This is a genomic window from Streptomyces sp. NPDC050534, from assembly GCF_044457745.1.
Lineage (GTDB): Bacteria > Actinomycetota > Actinomycetes > Streptomycetales > Streptomycetaceae > Streptomyces.
The window spans coordinates 497,252-520,421 of the sequence record NZ_JBITHF010000005.1; the positions used below are offsets into that span (position 1 = coordinate 497,252).

Genomic DNA, 23,170 nt, shown 5'->3' on the forward strand with positions numbered 1-23,170 from the left:
GGAGAGCACTCCCATGGGCCTGGCCTCGCCGCCCTTCCGCCCCACCTCGCCGTCCGCCCGCCCCGGGCCGGGCCACGCGCACTGGCTGCGCGTGGCCCGGGAGGCGGCGGACGACCTCGCCACGGACACGGTGGCCAGGGAGCAGGCGGGCAAGGTCCCCTTCGACGAGGTGTCCCGGCTGCGTGAGGCGGGGCTGCTGACGCTCCTCGCGCAGGCCGGGCCGGGAAGCGGCGGCGCGGACCTGTCCACGGCCTACGCCGTGGTCCGGGAGATCGCCGCGGCCGACGGCGCGATCGGCCAACTCCTCGGCTGCCACTACTTCTTGTCGTACAGCGCCCGGCTCCTCGCCGAACCCGCTCTCGCCGCGCGGATCGAGGAGCGCTCCGCGGCCGGGGAGTGGTGCTGGGGCGGCGCCCTCGCGCGCCAGGAGCCGCCGCTGCCGCTGGCCCGGACCTCCCGCGGCCTGGTGCTCAACGGCCGGCAGAGCTACACGTCCGGGGTCCTGGTCGCCGACCGCCTCGCCGTGCGCGCCGTACGCGAGGACACGGGTGAACCCTTCGCCGTCCTGGTCGATCCCGCCCATCGCGGTGTGCGGATCGACGGCGACACCGACACCTTCGGCCAGCGCCTCGCGGCCGGCGGCAGCGTGGAGTTCGACGACGTACCGGTGAAGGCCGACGACGTGCTCGGCTCGCTGTCCACCGACGAGGACATCCTGTCGCCCCGGTCCGCCCTGGCATCGCCGGTCGGGCGCCTCGTCTCCGTGCAGCTCTGTCTCGGCATGGCCGAGGGGGTGCTCGCCGAGATCCGTGAGTACAGCCGCACGGGACACGCGCCCTGGCAGCACCCCACCTGGCCGGTCGGCACCTCCCATGACCCGCAGGTCCTGACCTCCTACGGTGAACTCACCGTGCTCACCCGCTCCGCCTCAGCCCTCGCCGATCAGGCGGTGGACGCCGTCCAGGACCTGCTGGCACACGGCGAGGACGTCACCTACGACGAGTACGCCGACACAGCCGCCCTCGTGGCCATGGCCGAAGCCGCCGCCTCCCGGGCCGCACAGGAGTCCACCGCCCGCGCCCTCGACATCGTCGGCGCCCGCTCCACGTCCGCACGGCTGGGCTTCGACGGCTTCTGGCGCAACGCGCGGGCGCACACGCTGCACGCGCCCGTCGCCCACCGGCTCCGCGACGTCGGGGACTACGTCCTCAACGGCGCCCACCCGCCGTTCGTCCTGCCTTACTGACCTGGACGAACAGCCCAAAACGTACCTCTATCCCACATCGCGAGATGATGGCGTCCAAAATATGAACGCGCCCTTGGGGTAGGCGCCACTTTCTGTCACGATCCCTACCAGCCAGGTAGGAATACTAGGGATCGGGGAGCCATGAGAACGCTCAAGCGCGCAACGCGGCCGATTCCCCTGCTGACCTCGCGTCGCCACATCGACTTCGGCCGCACGTCCAGCGCCATCTGTCGACCCGCCTGAAGGCCGTCCGCAGAACATTCCTCGGCCGGCCCCGCGCCACGCACCTCCGCCGCCGAACCCGCGACGCACTCCTGCCACCGCGGGCGGCGAGCGGAGCGCCCGTGCGCGCCCTTCGGCTGCACACCTCGCGCCGTGGCTGTACGCCTCGCGCCCATCGGCATCCCCCTGATCCGCCCGTTCCCGAGAGGACACCTCCGTGTCTGCCGTACGACCGCTCAAGACCCTGCGCACCCTCGCTGTCATCACAGCGCTTCCCCTTCTGCTCACCGCCTGCGGCTACGGGTCGAAGTCCACCGACGACGACAGCAAGCAGAACGCGGTCGCGGCAGGGGCCAAGAAGCTCTCCGCCGACGAGGTGAAGATCGGCTACTTCCCCAACCTCACGCACGCGACCGCCCTGGTGGGCGTCCAGGAGGGCCTGTTCCAGAAGGAGTTGGGCGGCACCCAGATCAAGCCGTCGACCTTCAACGCGGGCCCGTCCGAGATCGAGGCGCTCAACGCCGGTTCCATCGACATCGGCTGGATCGGCCCCTCCCCCGCCATCAACGGCTACACCAAGTCGAACGGCAAGAGCCTGAGGATCATCGGCGGTTCGGCGTCCGGCGGCGTGAAGCTCGTCGTCAACCCGAAGAAGATCAAGTCCCTCGACGACGTCAAGGGCAAGAAGATCGCCACGCCTCAGCTCGGCAACACGCAGGACGTCGCGTTCCTCAACTGGATCGCGGAGAAGGGCTGGAAGGTCGACCCGCAGAGCGGCAAGGGTGACGTCTCCGTCGTCCGTACGGACAACAAGATCACCCCGGACGCCTACAAGTCCGGTTCGATCGACGGGGCCTGGGTGCCGGAACCGACCGCCTCGAAGCTGGTCGCCGAGGGCGGCAAGGTGCTGCTCGACGAGTCGTCGCTGTGGCCGGACAAGAAGTTCGTGATCACGAACATCATCGTGTCGCAGAAGTTCCTCAAGGAGCACCCGGACGTCGTCGAGGCCGTGCTGCGCGGTTCGGTGAAGACCAATCAGTGGATCAACGCCAACCCCGCGAAGGCGAAGGCGTCCGCCAACACGGCGCTGCAGAAGCTGTCGGGCAAGGCCCTGCCCGCCGAGGTCGTCGACCCTGCCTGGAAGTCGATCCAGTTCACCGACGACCCGCTGGCCTCGACCCTCAACACCGAGGCGGAACACGCGGTGAAGGCCGGACTGCTGGACAAGAGCGACCTGAAGGGCATCTACGACCTCGCGCCGCTGAACAAGGTCCTCAAGGCCGAGGGCAAGGCCACGGTCGACGACGCCGGTCTCGGCGCCCAGTAACGACCCACCGCACCGGACGAGTTCCCAGGAGATGACGACCATGGCCACCGCGATCGGCAAGGCGGTCGAGGACACGACGGCGGTGACGAACGCCGCCCGCATCGAGCATGTCTCGAAGTCCTTCCCCGCCCCGGGCACGCCCGGCGGACAGCAACTCGTGCTGGACGACGTCACGCTCGATGTCGCACCGGGCGAGTTCGTCACCCTCCTGGGGGCTTCCGGCTGCGGCAAGTCCACCCTGCTCAACCTGGTCGCGGGGCTGGACCTGCCGTCGGCCGGCACCATCGGCACCGACGGCCGGCCCGCCCTGATGTTCCAGGAGCACGCCCTGTTCCCGTGGCTGACCGCGGGCAAGAACATCGAACTCGCGCTGAAGCTGCGCGGGGTCGCCAAGCCGGAGCGCCGCGCCGAGGCGGAACGGCTGCTGGAACTCGTACGGCTGAAGGGCGCGTACGGCAAGCGGGTGCACGAACTGTCGGGCGGTATGCGCCAGCGCGTCGCACTGGCCCGCGCGCTGGCCCAGGACAGCCGGCTGCTGCTGATGGACGAGCCGTTCGCGGCGCTGGACGCCATCACGCGGGACGTGCTGCACGACGAACTGACCCGCATCTGGGCGGAGACCGGCCTCTCCGTGCTCTTCGTGACGCACAACGTGCGCGAGGCCGTACGGCTGGCCCAGCGCGTGGTCCTGCTGTCCTCCCGTCCGGGCCGGATCGCCCGCGAGTGGACGGTCGGCATCCCGCAGCCGCGCCGCATCGAGGACGCCGCGGTCGCCGAGCTGTCCGTCGAGATCACCGAAGAACTGCGTGGGGAGATCCGCCGCCATGGCCAGCACTGACACCGGCGTCGACGTCACCAAGGGCGACGCCTCCGCGGCCGGGGAGCCCCGGCCCGCGAGCGGACTGGCGGGACTGGAGGCCGGGCTGGACGCCCTGGACTCGGTACAGACCGGCCGGACGCCGCTGCGCGAGACCCTGACCCGCAAGGTCCTGCCGCCGCTCACCGCGATCGCCCTGGTGCTGGTGATCTGGCAGTCGCTGGTGTGGAGCGGGACCGTCCCCGACTACAAACTGGCCTCGCCGGCCGAAGTGTGGGGCGAGCTGCGCACGGCCTGGCTCCAGGGCACGCTGCTCGACTACATCTGGACCAGCGTCTCGCGCGGTCTGCTCGGCTTCCTGCTGGCGCTCGTCATCGGTACACCGCTCGGTCTGCTCGTCGCCCGCGTGCCCTTCGTCCGGGCGGCCATCGGCCCCGTCCTGTCCGGCCTGCAGTCGCTGCCGTCGGTGGCCTGGGTGCCGCCCGCCGTGATCTGGCTGGGCCTGGACGACTCGATGATGTACGCCGTGATCCTGCTCGGAGCCGTGCCCTCCATCGCCAACGGCCTCGTCGCCGGCATCGACCAGATCCCCCCGCTGTACCTGCGCGCCGGGCGCACGCTCGGCGCGACCGGGCTGCGCGGGGCCTGGCACATCGTCATGCCGGGGGCGCTGCCCGGTTATCTGGCCGGGCTGAAGCAGGGCTGGGCGTTCGCCTGGCGGTCCCTGATGGCCGCCGAGATCATCGCCTCCTCGCCCGATCTGGGCGTCGGCCTGGGCCAGTTGCTGGAGAACGGGCGCACCAACAGCAGCATGCCGCAGGTGTTCCTGGCGATCTTCCTGATCCTGCTCGTCGGCATCGCCATCGACCTGCTGATCTTCAGCCCGCTGGAGCGGTGGGTGCTGCGCAGCCGCGGCCTGCTGGTCACCCGCTGACTCCACGCTGTCCGGTCCTGCCACACTCATGCGATGACCAGCACCGATGAAGATGCCCGCCAGGCCCTGCTGCGGCGCGGCTTCGCCCTGGAGTACGCCACCCTCGGCTGGAACGTCGTCGGCATCCTGGTCCTCGCCTACGCCGCGGCCTCGGCGAGATCGGTGGCGCTCGCCGGCTTCGGCCTGGACTCCCTGATCGAGATCGGTGCCTCCACCGTGGTGATCTGGGAGCTGTCGGGAACGGGCGAGGACCGCCGGCGCCGCGCCCTGCGCCTGATCGGTGTCAGTTTCGCACTGCTCGCCCTCTACCTGCTGGTGCAGTCCACGTGGGTGCTGGCCACCGGCTTCCGCCCCCGGCACTCGGCGCTGGGCATCGGCTGGACCGCGGGCACCGCGGTGGTGATGTTCGCCCTCGCCCGCGGCAAGACCCGCACCGGCGCGGCCCTCGGCAACCCCGTGCTGGCCACCGAGGGCCGGGTCACCCTGATCGACGGACTGCTGGCCGCCGCGGTGCTGCTCGGCCTGGTCCTCAACACCACGGCCGGCTGGTGGTGGGCGGATCCGGCGGCCGGCTACGTCCTGGTCCACTACGCGGCCCGTGAGGTGCGGGAGATCTTCCCCGGCGCCGCGCCTGTTCCCGGGCACAAGGAAAAGCCGCCCTCCCATTGATGAGAGAACGGCCTTCGACCTGCGTCAAAGCTGGTCGGGACGACAGGATTTGAACCTGCGACCCCTTGACCCCCAGTCAAGTGCGCTACCAAGCTGCGCCACGTCCCGGTGCGTCTCGCGCGGTGAACCGCGTGATCGCGCAGGTCGACCTTACCGTACGGGCAGCGGTGTTCGCGTCGGCCCGGCGCCCGGGTGAGGGGCCGGGCCGACGCCGTACGTCAGCCGCGGGTGGCGGGCACTGCCGCCTGCGCCTCCGCGGGGGCCGGGATGTCCGTGGAGCTCGCCGCGGGGGTGCGGCGCCCGGGGCGGGCCGCCGGGACGAGCAGCGCCGCGAGTGCAGCGCCCAGGCAGAGGACGGCCAGCAGGGTGAAGCCGTGGGTGTAGCCGGAGGCGTACGGCAGGCCCGAGGGCTGGAGGTGGCCGGTGACCAGGACGCTGGTCACGGCGGCGCCGATGGAGCCGCCGATCGTGCGGATGTTGGCGTTCATGCCGGTCGCGGCGCCGGTCTGGGAGGCCGGGACGCTGCCCACGACCAGGTTGGCCATCGAGGCGAAGGCCAGTCCGATGCCGAGGCCGAACACCCCGGAGACGAGGGCGACTTGCCACTGCTGGTCGTGCCAGAGGGCGAGCATGCCGAGGGCGACGGCGCCAAGCGCGGCACCCGCCGTCAGCAGGGTCTTGGCGCCCACGACCGGCTCCAGGCGGCCGCTGAGGATGCCGGAGCAGAACATGGTCACCAGCATGGGCAGCATCAGCAGGCCGGAGGCCGTGACGCCGGCGCCGAAGCCGTATCCCGCGGAGCTCGGCGTCTGCACGAAGCCGGGCAGGAAGGACCACAGCGCGTACATGCCCGCGCCGAACAGCAGGGCCACGGTGTTGGTGGTCCACACGGCGGGCAGCCGCATGACGCGCAGGTCGATCAGCGGGGTGCGGGAGCGGGCCTCGGTCAGCAGCCACGCCGTGAACAGGACGACCGCCGCGGCGAACAGACCGACCACCTTGACCGAACCCCAGCCCCAGGTGCCCGCCTGGCTCAGCGGCAGCAGCAGCGCCACGAGCCAGGCCGACAGCAGGCCCGCGCCCAGCCAACTGACGCTGCCCTCGGCCCTGTTGGGCGACTCGGGAACGTAGCGCAGCGCGATCAGGACGGTGGCCGCGACGACGGCGACGGGGATCCAGAACAGCCAGCGGTAGTCGAGCGCGGACACGATCGGCCCGGCGGCGACGATGCCGACGCCGCCGCCCGCGGCGATCACGGCGGACAGGTTGCTGATGCTGCCGCTGACCTGCGAGGCGGCGAACTCGTCGCGGATGATGCCGAAGGAGAGCGGGAAGAGCGCGCCGCCGACGCCCTGGACGACGCGGGCGACGATCAGTACGCCGATGGTCGGGGCGAGCGCGGCGAGCAGACAGCCGAGCAGCACGACGAACAGGACGGCGACGAGCGTGCGCTTCTTGCCGATCAGGTCGCCGACGCGGCCGAGGATCGGGGTGAAGACGGAGGCGGACAGCAGGTAGGCCGTCATCACCCAGGTCGCGGTGGACTGCGAGGTGTGCAGCGCGTGCTGGACCGTCGGCAGCGCCGGCGCTATCAGCGACTGCAGCATGGCGAACACACCGGCGCCGGTCGCGAGGACGGCGAAGGTGAGACGGGTGGACTTGCGGGGCATGGAAGTGCCTCTCCGAACGAACGGGGTGCGGCCGAGGTTCTCGGGCGCGGTCGTACGGGCCCGCGGCGCCTGCTGGGCGCCTGTGGGCACGCCGACGGCCGAGCGGTCGCGGAAAGGTAGGGAAGGTAGGGGGTGTGCCGCGTGCGGCCGCACTCGCACTGGTAAAGTGGAGGTACACCTCCACTGTAGCGGAGGTACACCTCCGGTTCAATCTCGTCCCGCCCGGGAGGCAGCAGTGTCGGCCCAGCCGTACCCCGTCCGTGAGCTCGTGGCGTCCCGGCGCCCGCACCGGAAGGACGCCGCGCGCAACTACGACGCCCTGCTGGCCGCCGCGCGCGAGGCGTTCGCCGAGCACGGCGCCGAGGCGTCCCTGGAGGACATCGCCCGGCGCGCGGGCGTCGGCATCGGCACCCTGTACCGGAACTTCCCCTCCCGCCGCGAGCTGTTCGAGAGCGTGTACGCGGACGAGGTCAACGAACTCGTCCGGGTCGCCGAGGAGCTGGCCGACCGGGAGCCGTGGGAGGCGCTGACGTCCTGGCTCGCGCGGTTCACCGACTACATGGTGACCAAGCGGGCGGTGCGCGAGGCGCTGGACGAGGAGTCCGAGATCTTCGACGCCTGCCGCGAGTCGATGTACGCCGCCGGCGGGCCGCTGTTCACTCGCGCGCAGGAGGCCGGCGTGGCCCGCGAGGACATGGACTTCGGCGACCTGATCCGCATGGTCGCCGGCATCACCGGGACGGTGTTCGCCGACGACACCCAGCGGGACCGGGTGCTGGCCATCGCGCTGGACGGGGTGCGGACCGGGGGCTGAGGCACCGGCCCCGGCCGGCGCGGGGGCTCAGGCGCCGAGTGCCCCGAGATACCGCAGCACCGCCAGCACCCTCCGGTTCGCGTCCTCCGACGCCGGGAGGCCCAACTTGCCGAAGACGGCGGCCACATGCTTCTCCACCGTGCCGGCCGACACCGCCAGCGTCTGGGCGATCGCGGCGTTGGACCGGCCCTCCGCCATCAGCGCCAGCACCTCGCGCTCGCGTGCCGTCAGTTGTTCGAGGGCCTCTGCGCCGCGGGCGGCGCCGGCGAGCTGGGTGACGACCTCGGGGTCGAGGGCCGTGCCGCCGCCCGCCACGCGGTGGAGGGCGTCGGTGAACTCGGCCACGTTCGCGACCCGGTCCTTGAGCAGATAGCCCACTCCGGCCGAGCCCGCGGCCAGCAGTCTCGTCGCGTACTTCGTCTCGATGTACTGGGAGAACAGCAGCACCCCGGTGCCGGGGAACTCCTGGCGGACGGCGATGGCCGCGCGCAGGCCCTCGTCGGTGTGGGTGGGCGGCATCCGGATGTCCACGACGCCGACGTCCGGCCGGTGCTCGGCCACGGCCGCCCTGAGCGCGTCGGCGTCACCGACGGCCGCGCACACCTCGTGGCCGCGGTCGGTGAGCATCAGGGTCAGCAACTCCCGTAGCACTGCGGCATCTTCGGCGATCACGATGCGCATGACGGGCATGCTCTCACGGCTGTCGGCCTCCCGATCGTCGGTCATGCGTGCAGCGGCAGCGAGATCGTCACGGCCGTCGGGCCGCCCTCTGGGCTGCTGATGTCCAGGATGCCGTCGACCGTGCGTGCCCGCTGCGCCAGGCCCGCCAGACCGCTGCCCGCGCCGAGCGCCGCGCCGCCGTGGCCGTCGTCCGTCATCCGCAGGCGCAGCAGTCCGTCCTCCTGGGTCACGCGGAGGACCGCCCGGCCGGCGCCGCTGTGCTTGATGACGTTGGTGAGCAGTTCGGCGGCGCAGAAGTAGGCGATGGTCTCGATCGCCGGGGTGGGCCGCTCGGGGACTTCCACGGCCAGCTCCACGGGTACGGTGCTGCGCGCCGCCAGCGTGGCCAGGGCGTCGGGCAGCCCGTCGTCCAGTACGGGCGGGTGGAGACCGCGGGCCAGGTCGCGCAGTTCGGTGAGGGCTTCGGTGGCGTTGGTGTGGGCGGTCTCGATCAGCCGGCGCAGCCGCTCGGGGTCGGCGACGGGTTCGCCCTCCGCGCCCAGTCGCTCCCTCGCCATGTCGAGGCTCATCGCCAGCGCGACGAGCCGTACCTGCGCGCCGTCGTGCAGGTCGCGCTCCAGGCGGCGCAGCAGGGCCGCGGAGTCGTCGACGGCGAGGGCGCGGGTTTCCTCCAAGTTCCGTACGCGCTGGGCGAGTTCGCCCGGCCCCAGCAATGCGCGGACCAGCCAGCGGTCCACGGCGACGATGCCGCGGGTGAGCCATGGCGCCGCGAGCAGCGTGGCGGCGCCGATCGCGGCGGCCACGAAGGTCCCCGCGAAGCTCGTGCTGTGCGGGGCGCCGCCGCCGACCGGGATGGGGGTGACGGTCGCCATGCCTTCCCCACCAGGGTGCGGGCGCTGGCCGAAGGTGGCCCAGCGCAGTGGCGCGGAGAGGTTGAGCAGGCCGGTGACCCACCAGCTCAGGGCGTAGTACTCGACGGCGGCGACGGGCAGCTTGACCAGAACGTACGCCACCGAGCGCCATCCGGCGGCGTCCCGCAGCCGCGCGAACGCCCTGCCCGCGGGCCTCAGTTGCGGGGGTCCCGGCAACCGCTCCCCCAGCAGTCGCGCGGCCAGCCCACGGTGCGCGACGGCGAACGCACGCGCGAGCCCCGTCGCCGTGACGACGAGCAGCAGCCCGAGCACCGCCCCCACGAGGGAGACGGTGAAGGCGGCGCCGAGCGCGAGCAGCACGAGGACGAGAACGAACCCGACGAGCGCGACCGGAAGGCCGGCCAGACAGTAGGCGGCCTCGCGCCAGGCACGAGCGGTGAACGGAGCACGCAGCACGGCCCGCACTTGAGCCGCCCCCGTGTGTGTGTCGTTCATGGCCCCAGTGTCCCGTCAACAGACACAACAACGCCCGGAAGCGGCCGGCCACCGTCCTCACGTGGAGGATTTCCCCCATCCCGTCGCCGCGACCGCGTCCACGACGACGTCGGCGACCTGTGCGGGCCGCTCGACCAGCACGGCGTGCCCGGCGTCGGGCACCGTGACCATGCTGACGTGCGGGCAGGCTTCCAGGTCCCGCCGCTCGCAGGGCAGGCTTCCAGGTCCCGCCGCTCGCCCTCGGTCAGGCCGATCTCGTCGTGGTCGCCGCGGACGACCCAGGCCGGAACGGCGGTGTCGCACAGGCGTGGGACCAGGGACGGATGGCGGTCCAGATACTCGTAGTAGCGCCGTACGATCCGGCGGCAGGTGGCCGGGTCGTTGGCGGCCATGTCCGCGGCCAGGGCCTCGGCGCGATGCGCGGGCAGTTCGCGTTTCATGGCCTTCGGCAGCAGCTTCAGCATGAGGGTCCAGCCCGCGATGCCGAGTCCGGGCACCCTGCCCAGGGCGTTCATCACCCCCAGGAACGTCGCCTCGTCCGCGCGCGAGAAGGTCGGCGACAGCAGCACCAGCGGCCCCATGAACAGGCCTGCCGCCGCCATCTCGATGGCCACGTTCGCGCCGAGGCTGTGCCCCACGACGACGTCGCAGCCCGAGTCGGCGGCGAACCGCGCCAGCAGCCGGGCGTAGTGCTCCACGCTCACGTCCTCGGGCGCCGTGGTCCCGCCGAAGCCGGGCATGGTGACCGCGACCAACCCCACTCGGGACAGGGCGGGTTCGGCCATGATGTCCGCGTAGAACTCGGTCGAGCACAGCCCGCCCGGGATCATCAGCACCCGGTGCGGTGCCGGCTCCGGGCCGGCACGGCGGACGTCCCACCGCTCGCTCATACTTCGAGCGTGACGCCGGACGCCGGCCCCCGCATCCGCTGCGGTGGCCGGCGTCCGCGCTCGTCCTCCCTGACCGGGGACGACCGCTGCTCAGTGGGCGGTGACCAGTTCCTGGTCGCTGCTGGCCGGCGTGCCGGACTTCGCGGTGCGCAGGGCCGCGATGCCGATGAAGATCATGGACGAGACTCCGGCGAGGGCGAAGGCGGTGAAGCCCCAGCCGCCGTGGCCCGCGGCGAGGAGCTGGCCGCCGAGCCAGGGGCCGAAGACGGCGCCGAAGCGGCCCATGCCGGACGTCCAGCCGACGGCGGTGGCACGGTTGTCCGGGGTGGAGCGGATGGACACGGTGGCGTAGATCATCGTCTGCGCGCTGTTGAGGAAGACGCCGGTGAGGAAGACGACCAGCGTGGTGACGCCCATCGGCATGTGGACGCTGAGCAGGGCGACGCCTGCGGCGGTCAGCGCGAACCAGATCGCCGAGATGCGCGGGGCGCCGAACCTGTCGGCCGCGCGGCCGGCCACCAGCATGCCCACGATGCCGCCGAGGTTGAAGACGACGACGAAGGTCAGGGCGTTGGCCAGCTCGTAGCCCTGGGTGCGCATCAGGGTGGGCAGCCAGGTGGCGACGCCGTAGACCAGGAGCAGGCCGCCGAAGGAGGCCAGCCAGTACAGCAGGGTCTGGATCCACTCGCCCCCGCGGAAGAGGCCGATCAGGGCGTCCCAGCGGTCGGCGGCGGTCTTCCTGCCGGTGGCGGCGGGCAGTTCGACCTCGTAGCGGTCGGCCAGCGCGCGTGCCTCGTCCGTACGGCCCTTGGCGACGAGGAAGCTCAGCGACTCGGGCAGGAACCTGAACAACACCGGCGTGAAGACGAGCGGGACGACGCAGACCCAGAAGGCGGCGCGCCAACCGACCGGGTCGACCAGCCACTTGGCCACGTACGCGGAGAGGATGCCGCCCGCGTGGTGCGCGGTCATCAGCAGGCCGATGACGAGGGCGCCGCGGCCGCGCGGGGCGTAGTCGGAGACCATGCTGATCGCGGTGGGCAGCAGACCCCCGAGGCCGACGCCCGCCAGCGTCCGGCCGACGCCGAAGACGGCGACGCTGCCGGAGATCGCGCAGATGCCGGACGCCAGCGAGAACAGCGTCACGCAGCCGATCATCAGCTTCTTGCGGCCGATCCGGTCCGCGACCGTCCCCGCGGCGAGCGCGCCGACCAGCATGCCGAAGGTGGCGTAACTGCCGAGGTCGCCGGCCTGGCCGGGGGTGAGGCCGAAGGTCTTCGTCTCCAGCAGGTGCGGCAGGACGGAGCCGTAGATGAACATGTCGAGGCCGTCGAAGAGCACGGCCAGCCAGCACAGGCCGACGACCAGGAGGGCCAGTCTGCTGCCGCGGGCGGACGGAGCGAGGGGGGACATCTTTGTTCTTCCTCTCGTGCGGGTGCGCCAGACGTTAAGGAGCCACGCCCAAAGAGTCAACGTTTTTGTCAACAATCTCATCGACAATCCAGGAAGTCCCTGGACACGACGGCTCCGGGGTGGCTCCTACGGCGTTTTCGCGGGCGCTGCTAGGCGACCGGCGGCGTCCCGTGCGTGTGGAACGACTCGATGGTCTTCAGGCCCCAGGCCTGCCCCTTCTTGCGCTCCTCCTCGGTCCAGGTGATCAGCGGCCAGTCGGGCGCCAGGACGAGGCGGGTTAGCGGGTTGCACAGCTCGATGCGGTTGCCGCCCGGCTCGTAGACGTACAGGAAGAACGTCTGCTGGATGGCGTGCTTGTGCGGCCCCGTCTCGATGAACACGCCGCTGTCGATGGCGAGATCCGCGGCGCGCAGGATGTCCTCGCGGGTGTCGGTGGCGAAGGCGATGTGGTGCAGCCGGCCCTCGGAGCCGGTCCAGTCCTCCGTGTAGACGACGTCGTACGACTTGTTCGTGTACGTCAGCCAACGCGCCGCGATCCGGCCGGAGTCGAGCCGGATCTGCTCCGTGGCCCGGGCTCCCAGCACCTGTTGCTGGAACCCGGCGTTCGCGAGCACGTCGGCGGCGAGGAAGTTGATGTGGTCCAGGCGGCGCACGCCCACGCCCCGGTTGGGCTTGGCCTGCGGCTGGTTCTTCAGCGCCGGGCGCAGTTCCGGGGGTGCCTGGTAGTGCTCGCTCTCCCAGTACAGCGCGTGCTCGTGGCCGTCGGGGTCGGTGGTCACGTACAGCTTGCCCAGGCCGGGTTCGTCCTCGACCCAGTGGCCGCTGCCGCCCGCCTCCTCGACCGCCCTGACACGGCGGTGCAGGGCCTCCTCGCCGGAGGCGCGCAGGGCGAGCCGGCCGAGGCCGGGCTGCTCGCGGGCGGTGAGGACCAGGCTGTGATGCTCGTAGTCGTCGAAGGTCCGCAGGTAGACCGTGCCGCCGTCCTGGCCGTTGACGGTGAGGCCGAGGTAGTCGGTGAAGAAGGCGACGCTGGCGTCCAGGTCGGGCGTGAACAGCTGGGCGTGGCCGATGTGGGCGATGTCGCCGAGCGGCGGAGTCATCGTCGACCTCCTTGGGCTTGCGGGGGGATCGGTGCCGTCTCGGCGGAGCGCGGGAACACGGTCCCGTCGAAGATCTTCCGTGCGGTGCGGACCACGGCGGTGCGGCCGGCCGAGGGCAGGCCGTCGGCGGTGGCGGCGAGGCTGCTCTCGATGTCCAGGAACCCCGTGGGGTGTTCGATACGGACCCGGTCGCTGCCCGCGTCGAGACGCGCGAGGTCCGCGCCCACGCTGCCCTCGATCCGCAGCCCGGCGGCCACGCCGGCCGCGCCGAGCACGCCGATCGAGGTGTGGCAGCGGATCGGGATGAAGGTGCGGGTGGTGACCGCGCCGCCGTCGCGCGGCGGGGCGAGCAGCGTCAGCTTGGGCACGGTGGTGTCGGAGACGTCACCGAGGCCCATCAGCCGGCCGGCCTCGAGGCGGATCTCGCGCAGCCGGTCGGCGAGCGCCAGGTCCTCCTCCAGGTCCTTGGGCGACTCGTAGCCGGTCACTTTCAGCGACGTGGCCTCGATGAGCACCGTCGGCATGCCGTTGTCGACACAGGTCACGGGCACGCCGGCGATCTCGTCGCGGACGTTGCCGGTGGGCAGCAGCGGGTTGGCGCCCGGCGGGAACTCGATCACCACGGCCGCGGCCGTCCCGGGCACGCCCGAGATCTCGGCGTCGCCCGTGTAGTCCACACGGCCGCCCGGAGTGGGGAAGGTCGCGGTGGCGTAGTCGCCGGAGTTGACCATGCGAATACGGACGGACGTCCGCTCCCCCTCCGCCGGGACCAGTCCGCGCTCGACGGCGAACGGCCCGATGCCCGCGAGCAGGTTGCCGCAGTTCTGACGGTCGCTCACCTCGGGCCGGTCGACGGCGACTTGCAGGAAGAGGTAGTCGACGTCGGCCCGCGGGTCGGCGGAGGGCGAGACGACGGCCACCTTGCTGGTGAGCGGGTGCGCACCGCCCAGGCCGTCGATCTGCCGGTCGTCGGGGCTGCCCATGACGCGCAGCAACAGCGCGTCGCGCAGGGCGGGTTCGGCGGGCAGGTCGCGGGCGAGGAAGTAGGCGCCCTTGGAGGTGCCGCCGCGCATCAGCAGACAGGGCAGTTCCTCGGTCACGGCCGTACTCCCTCGTACTCCTCGTACGTCCGGTACTCGACGCCGAGCTCCTTCAGCTTCTCGCGCAAGTTGTAGCGGTCCAGGCCGAGTTGGCCCTCCAGGAAGGCGGAGCGCGTGCTGGCCTCCTTGGCCTCGCGGGCCTCGGACCTCTCGACGGTCTCGCGGGCGCGTTCACGCGGGACGACGACCACGCCGTCGTCGTCGGCGAGGATCACGTCACCGGGGCGGATCACCTGGCCGTCGATGGCGACGGGCACGTTGACCGAGCCGGCGGTGGCCTTGACGGTGCCCTGCGCCGAGACGGCACGGGCCCAGGCGGCGAAGCCCATCTCGCGCAGCTCCTGGGTGTCCCGGATGCCGGCGTTGGTGATCACGCCCTTGACGCCCCGTTTGTGCAGCGCGGTGGCGAACAGCTCGCCGAACATGCCGTCGGTGGAAGGGGAGGTGGTGGTGACGACGAGCAAGTCGCCCTCGCCGCACTGCTCCACGGCCGCGTGGATCATGAGGTTGTCGCCGGGCCAGCTCAGCACGGTGACCGCGGTGCCCGCGACGCGTACGCCTTGCTGGATCGGGCGGATCTGCGGGCCGAGCAGGCCGGTGCGGCCCATCGCCTCGCTGACCGTGGCCACGCCGTAGCCGGCCAGCGCCTCGACGTCCTCGGCGTCGGCCTTCGGCGGGTTGGTGACGATGACGCCGCTCATGCCAGCTCCTTCGCGATCTGCGGGTAGGGGCGCATGTACGCCTCGGCCATGGTCTTGTGGGCCAGCCCCAGGTTGGGGCCGGCGTTGCGCTTGAGCTGCACGCCGCGGCGTACCGCGAGGTCGGTGTAGTAGTCCCACAGGTGCTGCTGGGCGCCCAGGCACTCCATCGCCTTGCGCTTGGTGTCCCAGACCTCGGTGATGTCGAGCAGCACCTCGGGCCTGAAGCCGCTCATCTCGGGCTGGTGCGGCTCGAAGTAGAAGACCGGCGGTGCGCCGATGATGTCGCCCTCGCCCGGGTAGCCGATGGCCTGCGCGAGGATGCGGGCCTCCATCGCCATGCGGTGGGCGGCCGGGTGGTCGCCGTTGTACGGGTCCTCGACGGGGTGGGTGAGCACGACGTCGGGCTGGGTGTCGCGGTAGACGGCGACGAGCCGGTCGGTCAGCTCGGCGGTGGCCACCAGCGGGTAGTCGCCGGCGTCGAAGAAGCGGACCTCGGCGCCGAGGGCGGCCGCGGCGCGCTCGGCCTCGTCCCGGCGTATCGCCTTGATCTCCTCCAGCTTCCTGCCCTCGCGCCACGCCTTGGCGGACTCGCCGCGCTCGCCGAAGGTCAGACAGGCGACGGTGACCTTCTCGCCTCGGGAGGCGGCCAGGGCGATGGCGCCACCCGCTCTCCACACGAAGTCCCCGGCGTGCGCCGTGACCACGAGTGTGGAGCGCGGGCCGGCGGGCGCGTTGGCCTGAGTCATTACTGCTCTCTCCTTGCTGGACAGGTGGGCGCCCGCCTCCCCCGCGTCCGGCGCGTGTGCGTCAGTCGCGCAGCGCCTCGATCACGCTGGTGAGGTGGGCGCGGACGGCCGTCTCGGCCGCCTGCGGATCCCTGGTCCTGATCGCCTCGATCATCGCCAGATGCTCGTTCAGGGAGTGCTGCGGACGACCCGGACGGAGCGCCAACTGGAAGCGGTGGCGCACCAGTTGGGCGTTCAGCCGCTCCAGCAGGTCCACGGCCGTGCGCTGGCCGGAGAACTCCCGGACCTTGGCGTGCAGCTCCTGGTTGAGCTCGGAGTAGGTCACCGGCTCACCGTCGGCCACGGCCTTGGTCATCGCCGTGCCCAGCTCGGTCAGCTCGGCGAGCTGCTCGTCGCTGGCCAGGGTGGCCGCCTTCGCCGCGCACAGGCCCTCCAGGACCATGCGGCACTCGGTGATGGCGACCGCCTCCTCGACGGTCACCACCCGCACCCGCGAGCCGCGGTTGCGGATCCGCTCGACGAGGCCCTGGGCCTCCAGGTCGATGAGTGCCGCACGGATGCTGGCCCGTGTCACACCGAACTGCTCGGCGAGTTCGTTCTCCACCAGCCGCTGCGCCGGCGCCATCTCGCCGTGCAGGATCGCCTGCCGCAGCTGCGCGAGCGCATGCTGCTTGGCCTGCTCTCCGGTGCTCGGACGGGCTTCCTTCGGCATCGCTGCCCTCCCTGAGTGAGTGCCTGTCGAACCTAAATCTAGCCAAACAAGATTGTCAACAATTTTGTCTGCCGTATTGCGGGCACAGCTCCGGCACTGCGGGCACAGCTCTGGCAGGGCATAGGGCGATCAGGACCGGCGGGCCGGGTCAGATGCCGGGAAACTCCGGCGGCCCGCCCTCGTACGCGGCCCGCAGCACCGCGAGCGCCCCCTCCGCCGTGACCGGGCGCGGATTGGCGTACGCCTGGACCGCCGTCTGGGCGGCCGCTTCCGCCAAGTCCGTCTCCTTCAGGCCCAGTTCGGCCAGGGTGCTGGGGGCGCCCAGCCGGGCGGCGAGGGACCGCAGGGCGTGCGGGGCGTCGGTGGCGGACAGGGCGCGGGCCACCGTGGCGGCCGCCTCGGGGGCCGCGGGGGCGTTGTAGGCGAGGGCGTAGGGCAGGACCACCGTGTGCGTCTCGGCGTGCGGCAGGCCGAAGGTGCCGCCCAGGACGTGGCACAGCTTGTGGTGCAGGCCCATGGTGGTGGCGCCGAGGCAGGAGCCGCACAGCCAGGCCCCGTACAGGGCACGGCCCCGGGCCTCGAGGGAGTCCGGGCGGTCGGCCACCGCGGGCAGGGCTCCCGCCATGGCCCGTACGCCCTCCTCGGCCATCAGCGCGATCAGGGGCGAGGTGTCGGGGGCGTAGAGCGCCTCGACGGCGTGGGCGATCGCGTTGATGCCGCTGGTGACGGAGAGCGGCACGGGCAGGGAGAGGGTCAGCGCGGGGTCGTAGACGACGCTGCGCGGCAGGACGACGGGGTCGCGGCCGGTGCGTTTGGCGCCGTCTTCGGTCAGGCCCCAGACCGGGGTCATCTCCGAGCCGGAGTAGGTGGAGGGCACCGCGATCAGCGACAGGCCGGTGCGCAGCGCGACGGCCTTGCCGAGGCCGATCGAGGAGCCGCCGCCGACCGCCACGCAGCCGTCGGCGCCCGCCGCGCGGGCCACCTCGACGGCACGGGTCGCGACGTCGGCGGGGACGTGCATCCGGGCGCCGTCGTGCAGGCCGACGCAGGCGGGCCCGAGGGCGTCGGCGACCGCGCGGGCGGTGCCCGTGCCGCGGCTGCCGCAGACCACCAGCAGGCGGCGCAGGCCGAGCGCGGCCGCCTCGCCGGGGGTCGCGGTGGTGGCGGCGCCGGGCCGGAAGACGACCCGCACGGGCCGGGACTCGTAGGAGAAGTCCAGGACGTCCTTCACGACCGCTCCAGGACGAGGTCGAAGCGGGCATGCCGGAACGGGTTCGCGACGCCGAACTCCCCCGCCAGGGAAGGATCGTCCGTCCTGGCGAAGTCCTTGACGAGGCTCCGCTTGACGGCGAACACGGCGTCGGAGTCGAGGTAGTCGGTGCCCGCGACGAAGATGTGCGTGGTGACCGGCACATGTCCTTCCGCCGAGGCGATGAAGTGGATGTGGGCCGGGCGGTAGGGGTGGCGGCCGGTCGCGTGCAGCAGGCCGCCGACCGGGCCGTCCGTCGGGATCGGGTACGGGCTCGGCACGCAGGTGCGGAACCAGAAGCGGCCCTCGGCGTCCGCGGTGAACAGTCCGCGGCCGTTGCCCGGCGGCTGCACGTCCGGGCGCTGGACGTCGTAGAAGCCGTTGCCGTCGGCCTGCCAGACGTCGATCACCGCGCCCGGCAAGGGAGTTCCGTCGCGGGACAGGACCCGGCCGCTGACCACGCAGGGCTCGCCGCCGCCCACCAGGTCGATGTCCGCGCCGAGTTCGCGCACCGGAGACTCGGTCATGTGGAAGGGGCCGAGCACCGTGGACTCGGTGGCACCGGCGGCGCGGTCGCCGTTGAGCGTCTCGACGAGCATCGACAGGCCCAGCACGTCGGACAGGAGGATGAACTCCTGCCGGGTGTCGGTGCAGGTCTGGCCGGTCCTGGTGAGGAAGGCGACGGCCTTCTCCCACTCCTCCTGCGTCAGTCGCGTCTCGCGCGCGAAGGCGTGCAGATGGCGGATCAGGCCGGCGAGCAGCTCGCGCAGCCGCGGGTCGGCGGTGCCGGCCAGGCTGCCGACGGCCTCGTCGGTGACGGTCGTGTCGGCGGAGGGCGTCCCGGTGGTCGTGCCGGTGGTCATGCCGGTGGCGTCGGTGGTCATGACAGCTCCCTTCCCGGGTGCGCGGGTCAACCGAACCAGACGGTGAGCCGTACGTGTTCGTCGCCGTGGTCGGCCGCGAGGTGGCGCATGGCGCCCCACACCTCTGCCCAGCATCCCTCGTCCGGCGGGGCGAGCATGCGGGCGGTGAGGACCACGGGCCGGTACACCGCGCCGTCCAGGTGCACCTCGGCGCCGGGCGGCCATTCCGGCGGTGCGAGCAACAGCCCACCGCCGCCGAAGAGTTCGCCGGCGGCCGTGCGCAGGGTGGGCGTCACCCGTACGAGGTGCTCGCCGCCCGGGTCCGAGCGGTGCGTCCAGTACCAGGCGGGCCGGGAGGCCAGCGGCTCGTCCCAGTCGACCGCGCCGGCGTCGGCCCAGCTGAGGTGCGTGTGGCCGTGCTGCCCGTCGCCGAACGCCGCCTCGCGCACCGGGTCCGACACGTCGTCGGGCAACCCGCGGTCGGCGAAGAGCGGGCGCTCCACGTCCCCGGTCCCGCGCACGCCGAAGAGGCAGTCCCAGGCGACGTAGTCCCGCGGCGGGCTGAAGTCCAGCAGATCGAACTCCATCCGCCAGCGTCCGTCGGCGCGGCGGCTTTCGATGACACCATCCATGTCCGTCCCCACGCGGCAGACCTTATGGCAGGACGGCCGGTCTGTGACGCCATCATTTGATGATCGCGTTCGCGACGACCACGATCATGCCGAGCAGCGCGTCCACCATTCCGGTGCCCACGGCGAGGAGCCAGGTGCGGTGCGACCACCGGGCGGTCACCAGGCCGAGCGTGAAGAGCAGGACGATGTTCAGCACGAACGCCGCGTACTCCACCCCCTTCGGCGGCCACCAGCCCCATCCGGCGCCGGCCAGCAGCAGCACGGTCGGCAGCACGGCGGCGATCAGGGGCCATTCGTCGACGAGGGCGCGCAGGACGTCCCAGCGGCGATGCGGCTCGCGTTCGGCGATGTAGTGGGCGTAGCCGTGGGCGAGGGCCGAGGCCAGCGCCGTGACCAGCAGCCACAGGGCGTCGTAGCGGCGGCCGGCGCGGGAGGTGTGGCCGTACTGGGAGAGTGCCGCGACCATCGAGCAGGCCAGCACCGAGCCGTAGACGCCGCCGAAGAGGACGGCCTCGCGGGTGTCGTGGCCCCGCCGGGCGGCGACGGGCGTCGCGGGGTCCGCCATGGAGTCGGCCATGCCCTCAACGATCACCCGGGGCCGGGCGGTGCGCCAGTTCGCGGCCGCCGCGACGAAGTGTCCTCCCACCTGGGCCGATAGCGCACACAGTGTCCACGCACGGGCGGCGGGCGCGCTCGTTAGGGTCGCGGCATGACCGACAGCCTCGCCATGCCCCACAGCTTCGTCGTGCACGTCCCGGACGCCGAGCTCGAGCCGGAGCCCCTCGACCCCGGGCAGATCGTCTCCGGTTCGCCCGAGGTGACCGGCAAGGTCGTCTGGGAGTCGCCGGACGGCACGCAGATCCGCGGCATCTGGCAGATCACGCCGGGCGTCGTCACCGACACCGAGGCGGACGAGCTGTTCGTCGTGCTCAGCGGGTCGGCGACCATCGAGTTCGAGGGCGGTCCGACGCTGCGGGTGGGGCCCGGGGACCTGGCCGTGCTGCGCGAGGGCGACCGCACGACGTGGACGGTGCACGAGACGCTGCGCAAGGCGTACGCCATCAACCTGTGAGCCCGCGCCGGCGGTTACCCGGCGGGCGGCGCCGCGGTCGTGCCGCGGATCTCCAACGCCGGTGCGGCCAGCTGCAGTTGCCCCGCTCCCCCGGGCCGCTCGAAGCGGTCCAGGAGGCAGCGCGCGGCGCGGCGGCCGACCTCGTGCCCGGCGTTGTCGACGGTGGTCAGCCAGACGTGGCGCAGCCGGGAGATGCTCGTGTTGTCGTAGCCGACGACGGACACGTCGTGCGGGACGCGCAGGCCGAGCTCCTCCGCGGCCGAGAGCGCGCCGACGGAGGCGATGTCGTTGACGGCGAACAGGGCGGTGGGCCGCGCGGGACGGCTCAGCAGCCGGACCGTGGTGCGGTAACCGCCCTCCTCCGTCATGTCGCTGGGCTCCACCACGGCCTCGTCCGCGAGGCCGTGCGCCCGCATCGTCGCCTCGAAGCTGCGCCTGCGCAGCTCGCCGACGGCGCCGTAGCCCGCGATGTGCGCGATGCGCCGGTGACCGAGCGCGATGAGGTGCTCGGTGACCAGCCGGGCGCCCTGCTCGTCGTCGCACGCCACCACGTCCACGCCGGCCGGGGCGGGCTCGCGGGCCCCCGCCACGACGACCGGGACGCGCTCGGCGGCCGTGCCCAGCGCGGCCGGGTCGGGCAGGGTGCCGACGACGACCAGGCCGTCCACCCGCAGGTCGAGGAGCGGGTCGGCGGGGTCCTGGCCGGCGCGGCGGTTGAGGCGGGCGTCGGCCAGCAGCATGCGCAGCCCGTTGTCGTGCAGCAGCGAGTTGAGGCCGTCGAGCAGGTCGACGAACCAAGGGTTGCGCAAATCGTTCAGGAGCACGCCGACGGTGCGCGTGCGCTGCTCACTGAGGCTGCGCGCCGCGGCATTGGGACGGTAGCCGAGCTCGCGCGCCGCCCGCAGCACGGCGTCGCGCTTCTCCGGCCGCACCTGCCCGGAGCCGCGCAGCACGAGCGAGACCAGCGACTTGGACACGCCGGCGGCTTCGGCCACGTCGCGGATGGTCGGCGATTTCATGGCCTGGACCGTTCCATGGACCGGAGGGCTTGTCAAAGGGTCCGGTGAGCGTCCGGTCAGGGTTGACAGCAGCGGATACGGGCCTTCAGGGTGACCTGGACAGATTGTGGACCGTTCCAAGCAGTGCCGAAGAGGGGCCGTCATGGTGGATTCGCTCGGTGTCGCCGTCATCGGGTTCGGCTGGATGGGCCGGGTGCACACCCAGGCGTACGCCCGCGTCCTGCACCACTATCCGCGGCTGGGCCTGCGCCCGCAGCTGGTGACGGTCGCCGAGGAGGTGCCGGGCCGGGCCGAGGAGGCCGCCGCGCAGTTCGGGTTCACCTCGACGACCCGGGACTGGCGCGAGGTCGCCGGGGACCCGCGCGTGCGGGCCGTCTCCATCACCGCCCCCAACTTCCTGCACCGCGAGATCGGCGTCGCGATGGCCGAGGCGGGCAAGCACATCTGGATCGAGAAGCCGGTCGGCCTGAACACGGCCGACGCGCAGGCGGTGGCCGACGCGGTCGCCCGCGCGGGCGTGCAGGGCGCGGTGGGCTTCAACTACCGCAACGCGCCCGCCGTCGAGACCGCCCGCGCACTCATCGCCTCCGGGGAGATCGGCCGCATCACGCACGTCCGCGTGCGCCTCTTCAGCGACTACGCCTCCCACCCCGAGGGCGCCCTCACCTGGCGCTACGAGAAGGAGCGCGGCGGCAGCGGCGTGCTGGGCGACCTCGCCTCGCACGGCGCCGACCTGGCCCGCTTCCTGCTCGGCGGCATCGAGTCGCTGACCGCCGACACGGCCGTCTTCATCCCGGAGCGGGCCCGTCCCACCGGCGCCACCGCCGGCCACACCCGCGCCACCGGCGGCGAGCTGGGCCCGGTCGAGAACGAGGACTACGTCAACTGCCTGCTGCGCTTCGCCTCCGGCGCCCGCGGCGTGCTGGAGGCCTGCCGGGTCTCGGTGGGCGAGCAGAACAACTACGGCTTCGAGGTGCACGGCACCGAGGGCGCCCTCTTCTGGGACTTCCGCCGTATGAACGAGCTCGGCGTCAGCCGCGGCCCTTCCGACACCGGCCCCAGCTACCAGGACCAGCCCGTCAGCACGGTGTACGTCGGCCCGGGCGCCGGTGAGTACGGCGCGTTCCAGCCGGGCGCCGCCAACGGCATGGGCTACGACGACCTGAAGGTGATCGAGGCGCACCGCTTCCTGCGCTCCGTCGCGGAGGGCGAGCCGCACGGGGCCACCCTGCCGGACGCCGTGCGCAGCGCCGCCGTACTGGAGGCGATGGTTCGGTCGGCCGCGAGCGGTGCCTGGGTCAACGTGCCGGATGCGTGACGGACTTGGCCGCCAGCAGCCGGACGCCGGTGACGAGGGCGTCGACCACGCGGCGCGGCGGATTGTCGGGGATCTCCGGGTCCCAGCCCGGCCTGCGGGTGCGGGCGGACAGCGGGAGTTCGACCTGGACACCGCCGCGCCGGGGCAGGTTGACCGGGTTCCTGGCGTGCACGCCGCGCAGGCCGGCCGGGATCTCGGCGAGCTCGGTGACCGGGTCGAACTCCGGTCGCAGGGCGCCCAGTCCCGAGGCGAGCAGACGGGCGGCCGGCCGGTTGGCCCCGCCGAGGAAGATGGACCGCGGTGTCGCCCGTCTCATGTGGCCGTGCAGCGAGACCGCGACGGTGACCCGGGACAGGAACACCCGCAGCAGGGCACAGTGCTCCACCGCCATGCGCGCGGAGGGGATGTGCACCGGCTCGGGCACGCCCGGCTGGGTGAAGACCAGGCTGGTGGCGCCGCAGCGCTCGGCCACCGACCGGGCGAGCTCGGCCGTGCCGCCCTCGTTGCTGCCGTGCAGCGCGAGCAGCCCGATCTCGCCGCCCGTCGTGAGCGTGGCGAGCAGGCGGACGCCCTCGATCTCCACGAGTTCCGTCCTGGTCATGACCTGT

The 23,170-nt window shown here is 72.4% G+C and carries 24 protein-coding genes and 1 tRNA gene; 8 read left to right on the top strand and 17 right to left on the bottom strand.

All coding sequences use genetic code 11. The features are described from left to right. Positions 1 to 13: 13 nt before the first annotated feature. The 5 genes from ACIBN2_RS19535 (at position 14) to ACIBN2_RS19555 (ending at position 5,215) form a co-directional block, all read left to right on the top strand. The gene (locus ACIBN2_RS19535) at positions 14 to 1,246 is read left to right on the top strand and encodes an acyl-CoA dehydrogenase family protein (protein WP_399135718.1); all 1,233 of its coding nucleotides are present in this window, start codon (positions 14 to 16) and stop codon (positions 1,244 to 1,246) included. Positions 1,247 to 1,685: 439 nt separating this feature from the next. Continuing rightward, complete coding sequence (locus ACIBN2_RS19540; RefSeq protein ID WP_399135719.1) at positions 1,686 to 2,795, top strand: aliphatic sulfonate ABC transporter substrate-binding protein; 1,110 nt, start codon at positions 1,686 to 1,688, stop codon at positions 2,793 to 2,795. Positions 2,796 to 2,835: 40 nt separating this feature from the next. Further along, positions 2,836 to 3,633 (top strand): ABC transporter ATP-binding protein, encoded by a 798-nt coding sequence (locus ACIBN2_RS19545; protein WP_399135720.1) that lies wholly within the window; start codon positions 2,836 to 2,838, stop codon positions 3,631 to 3,633. Beyond that, a complete protein-coding gene (locus ACIBN2_RS19550) occupies positions 3,620 to 4,546 on the top strand; it encodes an ABC transporter permease (protein WP_399135721.1) in 927 nt (308 codons plus the stop codon). Before ACIBN2_RS19545 ends, ACIBN2_RS19550 begins: the two co-directional genes overlap by 14 nt. 33 nt (positions 4,547 to 4,579) lie before the next feature. Beyond that, a complete protein-coding gene (locus tag ACIBN2_RS19555; protein WP_399135722.1) occupies positions 4,580 to 5,215 on the top strand; it encodes a cation transporter in 636 nt (211 codons plus the stop codon). 31 nt (positions 5,216 to 5,246) lie between these two features. Here ACIBN2_RS19555 and ACIBN2_RS19560 read toward each other — a convergent pair. Continuing rightward, positions 5,247 to 5,323 (bottom strand) — tRNA-Pro (locus ACIBN2_RS19560). Between the two features lie 110 nt (positions 5,324 to 5,433). After that, complete coding sequence (locus tag ACIBN2_RS19565) at positions 5,434 to 6,885, bottom strand: MFS transporter (RefSeq protein ID WP_399135723.1); 1,452 nt, start codon at positions 6,883 to 6,885, stop codon at positions 5,434 to 5,436. Positions 6,886 to 7,120: 235 nt separating this feature from the next. Here ACIBN2_RS19565 and ACIBN2_RS19570 point away from each other — a divergent pair, with 235 nt between their 5' ends. Beyond that, on the top strand, positions 7,121 to 7,699 hold the full coding sequence (locus tag ACIBN2_RS19570; RefSeq protein WP_399135724.1) for a TetR/AcrR family transcriptional regulator: 579 nt from the start codon (positions 7,121 to 7,123) through the stop codon (positions 7,697 to 7,699). A gap of 27 nt (positions 7,700 to 7,726) precedes the next feature. Here the strand turns inward: ACIBN2_RS19570 and ACIBN2_RS19575 are convergent, their stop codons facing one another. The 13 genes from ACIBN2_RS19575 to ACIBN2_RS19635 all read right to left on the bottom strand — a co-directional run bounded on the left by ACIBN2_RS19575 (position 7,727) and on the right by ACIBN2_RS19635 (position 19,730). Next, on the bottom strand, positions 7,727 to 8,380 hold the full coding sequence (locus ACIBN2_RS19575) for a LuxR C-terminal-related transcriptional regulator (RefSeq protein ID WP_399135836.1): 654 nt from the start codon (positions 8,378 to 8,380) through the stop codon (positions 7,727 to 7,729). A 41-nt stretch (positions 8,381 to 8,421) separates the two neighbouring features. Beyond that, a complete protein-coding gene (locus tag ACIBN2_RS19580; RefSeq protein WP_399135725.1) occupies positions 8,422 to 9,747 on the bottom strand; it encodes a sensor histidine kinase in 1,326 nt (441 codons plus the stop codon). Next, positions 9,744 to 10,637, bottom strand: a complete 894-nt coding sequence (locus tag ACIBN2_RS19585; protein ID WP_399135726.1) for an alpha/beta fold hydrolase — start codon at positions 10,635 to 10,637, stop codon at positions 9,744 to 9,746. Before ACIBN2_RS19585 ends, ACIBN2_RS19580 begins: the two co-directional genes overlap by 4 nt. Before the next feature lie 90 nt (positions 10,638 to 10,727). Further along, a complete protein-coding gene (locus ACIBN2_RS19590) occupies positions 10,728 to 12,050 on the bottom strand; it encodes an MFS transporter (protein WP_399135727.1) in 1,323 nt (440 codons plus the stop codon). 149 nt (positions 12,051 to 12,199) lie between these two features. After that, positions 12,200 to 13,150, bottom strand: coding sequence for a catechol 2,3-dioxygenase (locus ACIBN2_RS19595; protein WP_399135728.1), 951 nt, complete (start codon positions 13,148 to 13,150; stop codon positions 12,200 to 12,202). Further along, complete coding sequence (locus ACIBN2_RS19600) at positions 13,147 to 14,250, bottom strand: 4-oxalomesaconate tautomerase (protein ID WP_399135729.1); 1,104 nt, start codon at positions 14,248 to 14,250, stop codon at positions 13,147 to 13,149. The genes ACIBN2_RS19595 and ACIBN2_RS19600 overlap by 4 nt, the downstream gene beginning before the upstream one ends. After that, entirely contained in the window at positions 14,247 to 14,951 is a 705-nt protein-coding gene (locus ACIBN2_RS19605) for a 4-carboxy-4-hydroxy-2-oxoadipate aldolase/oxaloacetate decarboxylase (RefSeq protein WP_399135730.1), read from the bottom strand. The genes ACIBN2_RS19600 and ACIBN2_RS19605 overlap by 4 nt, the downstream gene beginning before the upstream one ends. Next, on the bottom strand, positions 14,948 to 15,697 hold the full coding sequence (locus ACIBN2_RS19610) for a PIG-L deacetylase family protein (RefSeq protein ID WP_399135731.1): 750 nt from the start codon (positions 15,695 to 15,697) through the stop codon (positions 14,948 to 14,950). Before ACIBN2_RS19610 ends, ACIBN2_RS19605 begins: the two co-directional genes overlap by 4 nt. 61 nt (positions 15,698 to 15,758) lie before the next feature. Continuing rightward, entirely contained in the window at positions 15,759 to 16,409 is a 651-nt protein-coding gene (locus ACIBN2_RS19615; protein ID WP_399135732.1) for a GntR family transcriptional regulator, read from the bottom strand. Positions 16,410 to 16,557: 148 nt separating this feature from the next. Next, positions 16,558 to 17,640, bottom strand: coding sequence for a maleylacetate reductase (locus tag ACIBN2_RS19620; RefSeq protein WP_399135733.1), 1,083 nt, complete (start codon positions 17,638 to 17,640; stop codon positions 16,558 to 16,560). Beyond that, a complete protein-coding gene (locus ACIBN2_RS19625; protein ID WP_399135734.1) occupies positions 17,637 to 18,542 on the bottom strand; it encodes an intradiol ring-cleavage dioxygenase in 906 nt (301 codons plus the stop codon). Before ACIBN2_RS19625 ends, ACIBN2_RS19620 begins: the two co-directional genes overlap by 4 nt. Before the next feature lie 26 nt (positions 18,543 to 18,568). Next, on the bottom strand, positions 18,569 to 19,165 hold the full coding sequence (locus ACIBN2_RS19630) for a hypothetical protein (protein ID WP_399135735.1): 597 nt from the start codon (positions 19,163 to 19,165) through the stop codon (positions 18,569 to 18,571). A 40-nt stretch (positions 19,166 to 19,205) separates the two neighbouring features. Then, entirely contained in the window at positions 19,206 to 19,730 is a 525-nt protein-coding gene (locus tag ACIBN2_RS19635) for a hypothetical protein (protein WP_399135736.1), read from the bottom strand. 150 nt (positions 19,731 to 19,880) lie between these two features. Between ACIBN2_RS19635 and ACIBN2_RS19640 the strand changes: the two genes are divergently transcribed. Continuing rightward, positions 19,881 to 20,225 (top strand): cupin domain-containing protein, encoded by a 345-nt coding sequence (locus tag ACIBN2_RS19640; RefSeq protein WP_399135837.1) that lies wholly within the window; start codon positions 19,881 to 19,883, stop codon positions 20,223 to 20,225. A 14-nt stretch (positions 20,226 to 20,239) separates the two neighbouring features. On the opposite strand, the gene ACIBN2_RS19645 is transcribed toward ACIBN2_RS19640, so the two are convergent. Next, positions 20,240 to 21,244, bottom strand: coding sequence for a LacI family DNA-binding transcriptional regulator (locus ACIBN2_RS19645; RefSeq protein ID WP_399135737.1), 1,005 nt, complete (start codon positions 21,242 to 21,244; stop codon positions 20,240 to 20,242). 142 nt (positions 21,245 to 21,386) lie between these two features. Between ACIBN2_RS19645 and ACIBN2_RS19650 the strand changes: the two genes are divergently transcribed. Then, a complete protein-coding gene (locus tag ACIBN2_RS19650) occupies positions 21,387 to 22,562 on the top strand; it encodes a Gfo/Idh/MocA family protein (protein WP_399135738.1) in 1,176 nt (391 codons plus the stop codon). Here ACIBN2_RS19650 and ACIBN2_RS19655 read toward each other — a convergent pair. Further along, positions 22,543 to 23,163 (bottom strand): poly-gamma-glutamate hydrolase family protein, encoded by a 621-nt coding sequence (locus ACIBN2_RS19655; RefSeq protein ID WP_399135739.1) that lies wholly within the window; start codon positions 23,161 to 23,163, stop codon positions 22,543 to 22,545. The two genes, ACIBN2_RS19650 and ACIBN2_RS19655, sit on opposite strands and share 20 nt — an antisense overlap. Positions 23,164 to 23,170 lie beyond the last annotated feature (7 nt).

Excerpts from the sequence above, each read along its gene's own strand:
- ACIBN2_RS19655 (WP_399135739.1), bottom strand. The coding sequence starts at position 23,163 with ATGACCAGGACGGAACTCGTGGAGATCGAGGGCGTCCGCCTGCTCGCC.
- ACIBN2_RS19595 (WP_399135728.1), bottom strand. The coding sequence starts at position 13,150 with ATGACTCCGCCGCTCGGCGACATCGCCCACATCGGCCACGCCCAGCTG.
- ACIBN2_RS19585 (WP_399135726.1), bottom strand. The coding sequence starts at position 10,637 with ATGAGCGAGCGGTGGGACGTCCGCCGTGCCGGCCCGGAGCCGGCACCG.
- ACIBN2_RS19545 (WP_399135720.1), top strand. The coding sequence starts at position 2,836 with ATGGCCACCGCGATCGGCAAGGCGGTCGAGGACACGACGGCGGTGACG.
- ACIBN2_RS19605 (WP_399135730.1), bottom strand. The coding sequence starts at position 14,951 with ATGAGCGGCGTCATCGTCACCAACCCGCCGAAGGCCGACGCCGAGGAC.
- ACIBN2_RS19645 (WP_399135737.1), bottom strand. The coding sequence starts at position 21,244 with ATGAAATCGCCGACCATCCGCGACGTGGCCGAAGCCGCCGGCGTGTCC.
- ACIBN2_RS19555 (WP_399135722.1), top strand. The coding sequence starts at position 4,580 with ATGACCAGCACCGATGAAGATGCCCGCCAGGCCCTGCTGCGGCGCGGC.
- ACIBN2_RS19535 (WP_399135718.1), top strand. The coding sequence starts at position 14 with ATGGGCCTGGCCTCGCCGCCCTTCCGCCCCACCTCGCCGTCCGCCCGC.
- ACIBN2_RS19640 (WP_399135837.1), top strand. The coding sequence starts at position 19,881 with ATGCCCCACAGCTTCGTCGTGCACGTCCCGGACGCCGAGCTCGAGCCG.
- ACIBN2_RS19565 (WP_399135723.1), bottom strand. The coding sequence starts at position 6,885 with ATGCCCCGCAAGTCCACCCGTCTCACCTTCGCCGTCCTCGCGACCGGC.
- ACIBN2_RS19610 (WP_399135731.1), bottom strand. The coding sequence starts at position 15,697 with ATGACTCAGGCCAACGCGCCCGCCGGCCCGCGCTCCACACTCGTGGTC.
- ACIBN2_RS19575 (WP_399135836.1), bottom strand. The coding sequence starts at position 8,380 with ATGCGCATCGTGATCGCCGAAGATGCCGCAGTGCTACGGGAGTTGCTG.
- ACIBN2_RS19650 (WP_399135738.1), top strand. The coding sequence starts at position 21,387 with ATGGTGGATTCGCTCGGTGTCGCCGTCATCGGGTTCGGCTGGATGGGC.
- ACIBN2_RS19615 (WP_399135732.1), bottom strand. The coding sequence starts at position 16,409 with ATGCCGAAGGAAGCCCGTCCGAGCACCGGAGAGCAGGCCAAGCAGCAT.
- ACIBN2_RS19580 (WP_399135725.1), bottom strand. The coding sequence starts at position 9,747 with ATGAACGACACACACACGGGGGCGGCTCAAGTGCGGGCCGTGCTGCGT.
- ACIBN2_RS19625 (WP_399135734.1), bottom strand. The coding sequence starts at position 18,542 with ATGACCACCGACGCCACCGGCATGACCACCGGCACGACCACCGGGACG.
- ACIBN2_RS19635 (WP_399135736.1), bottom strand. The coding sequence starts at position 19,730 with ATGGCCGACTCCATGGCGGACCCCGCGACGCCCGTCGCCGCCCGGCGG.
- ACIBN2_RS19550 (WP_399135721.1), top strand. The coding sequence starts at position 3,620 with ATGGCCAGCACTGACACCGGCGTCGACGTCACCAAGGGCGACGCCTCC.
- ACIBN2_RS19590 (WP_399135727.1), bottom strand. The coding sequence starts at position 12,050 with ATGTCCCCCCTCGCTCCGTCCGCCCGCGGCAGCAGACTGGCCCTCCTG.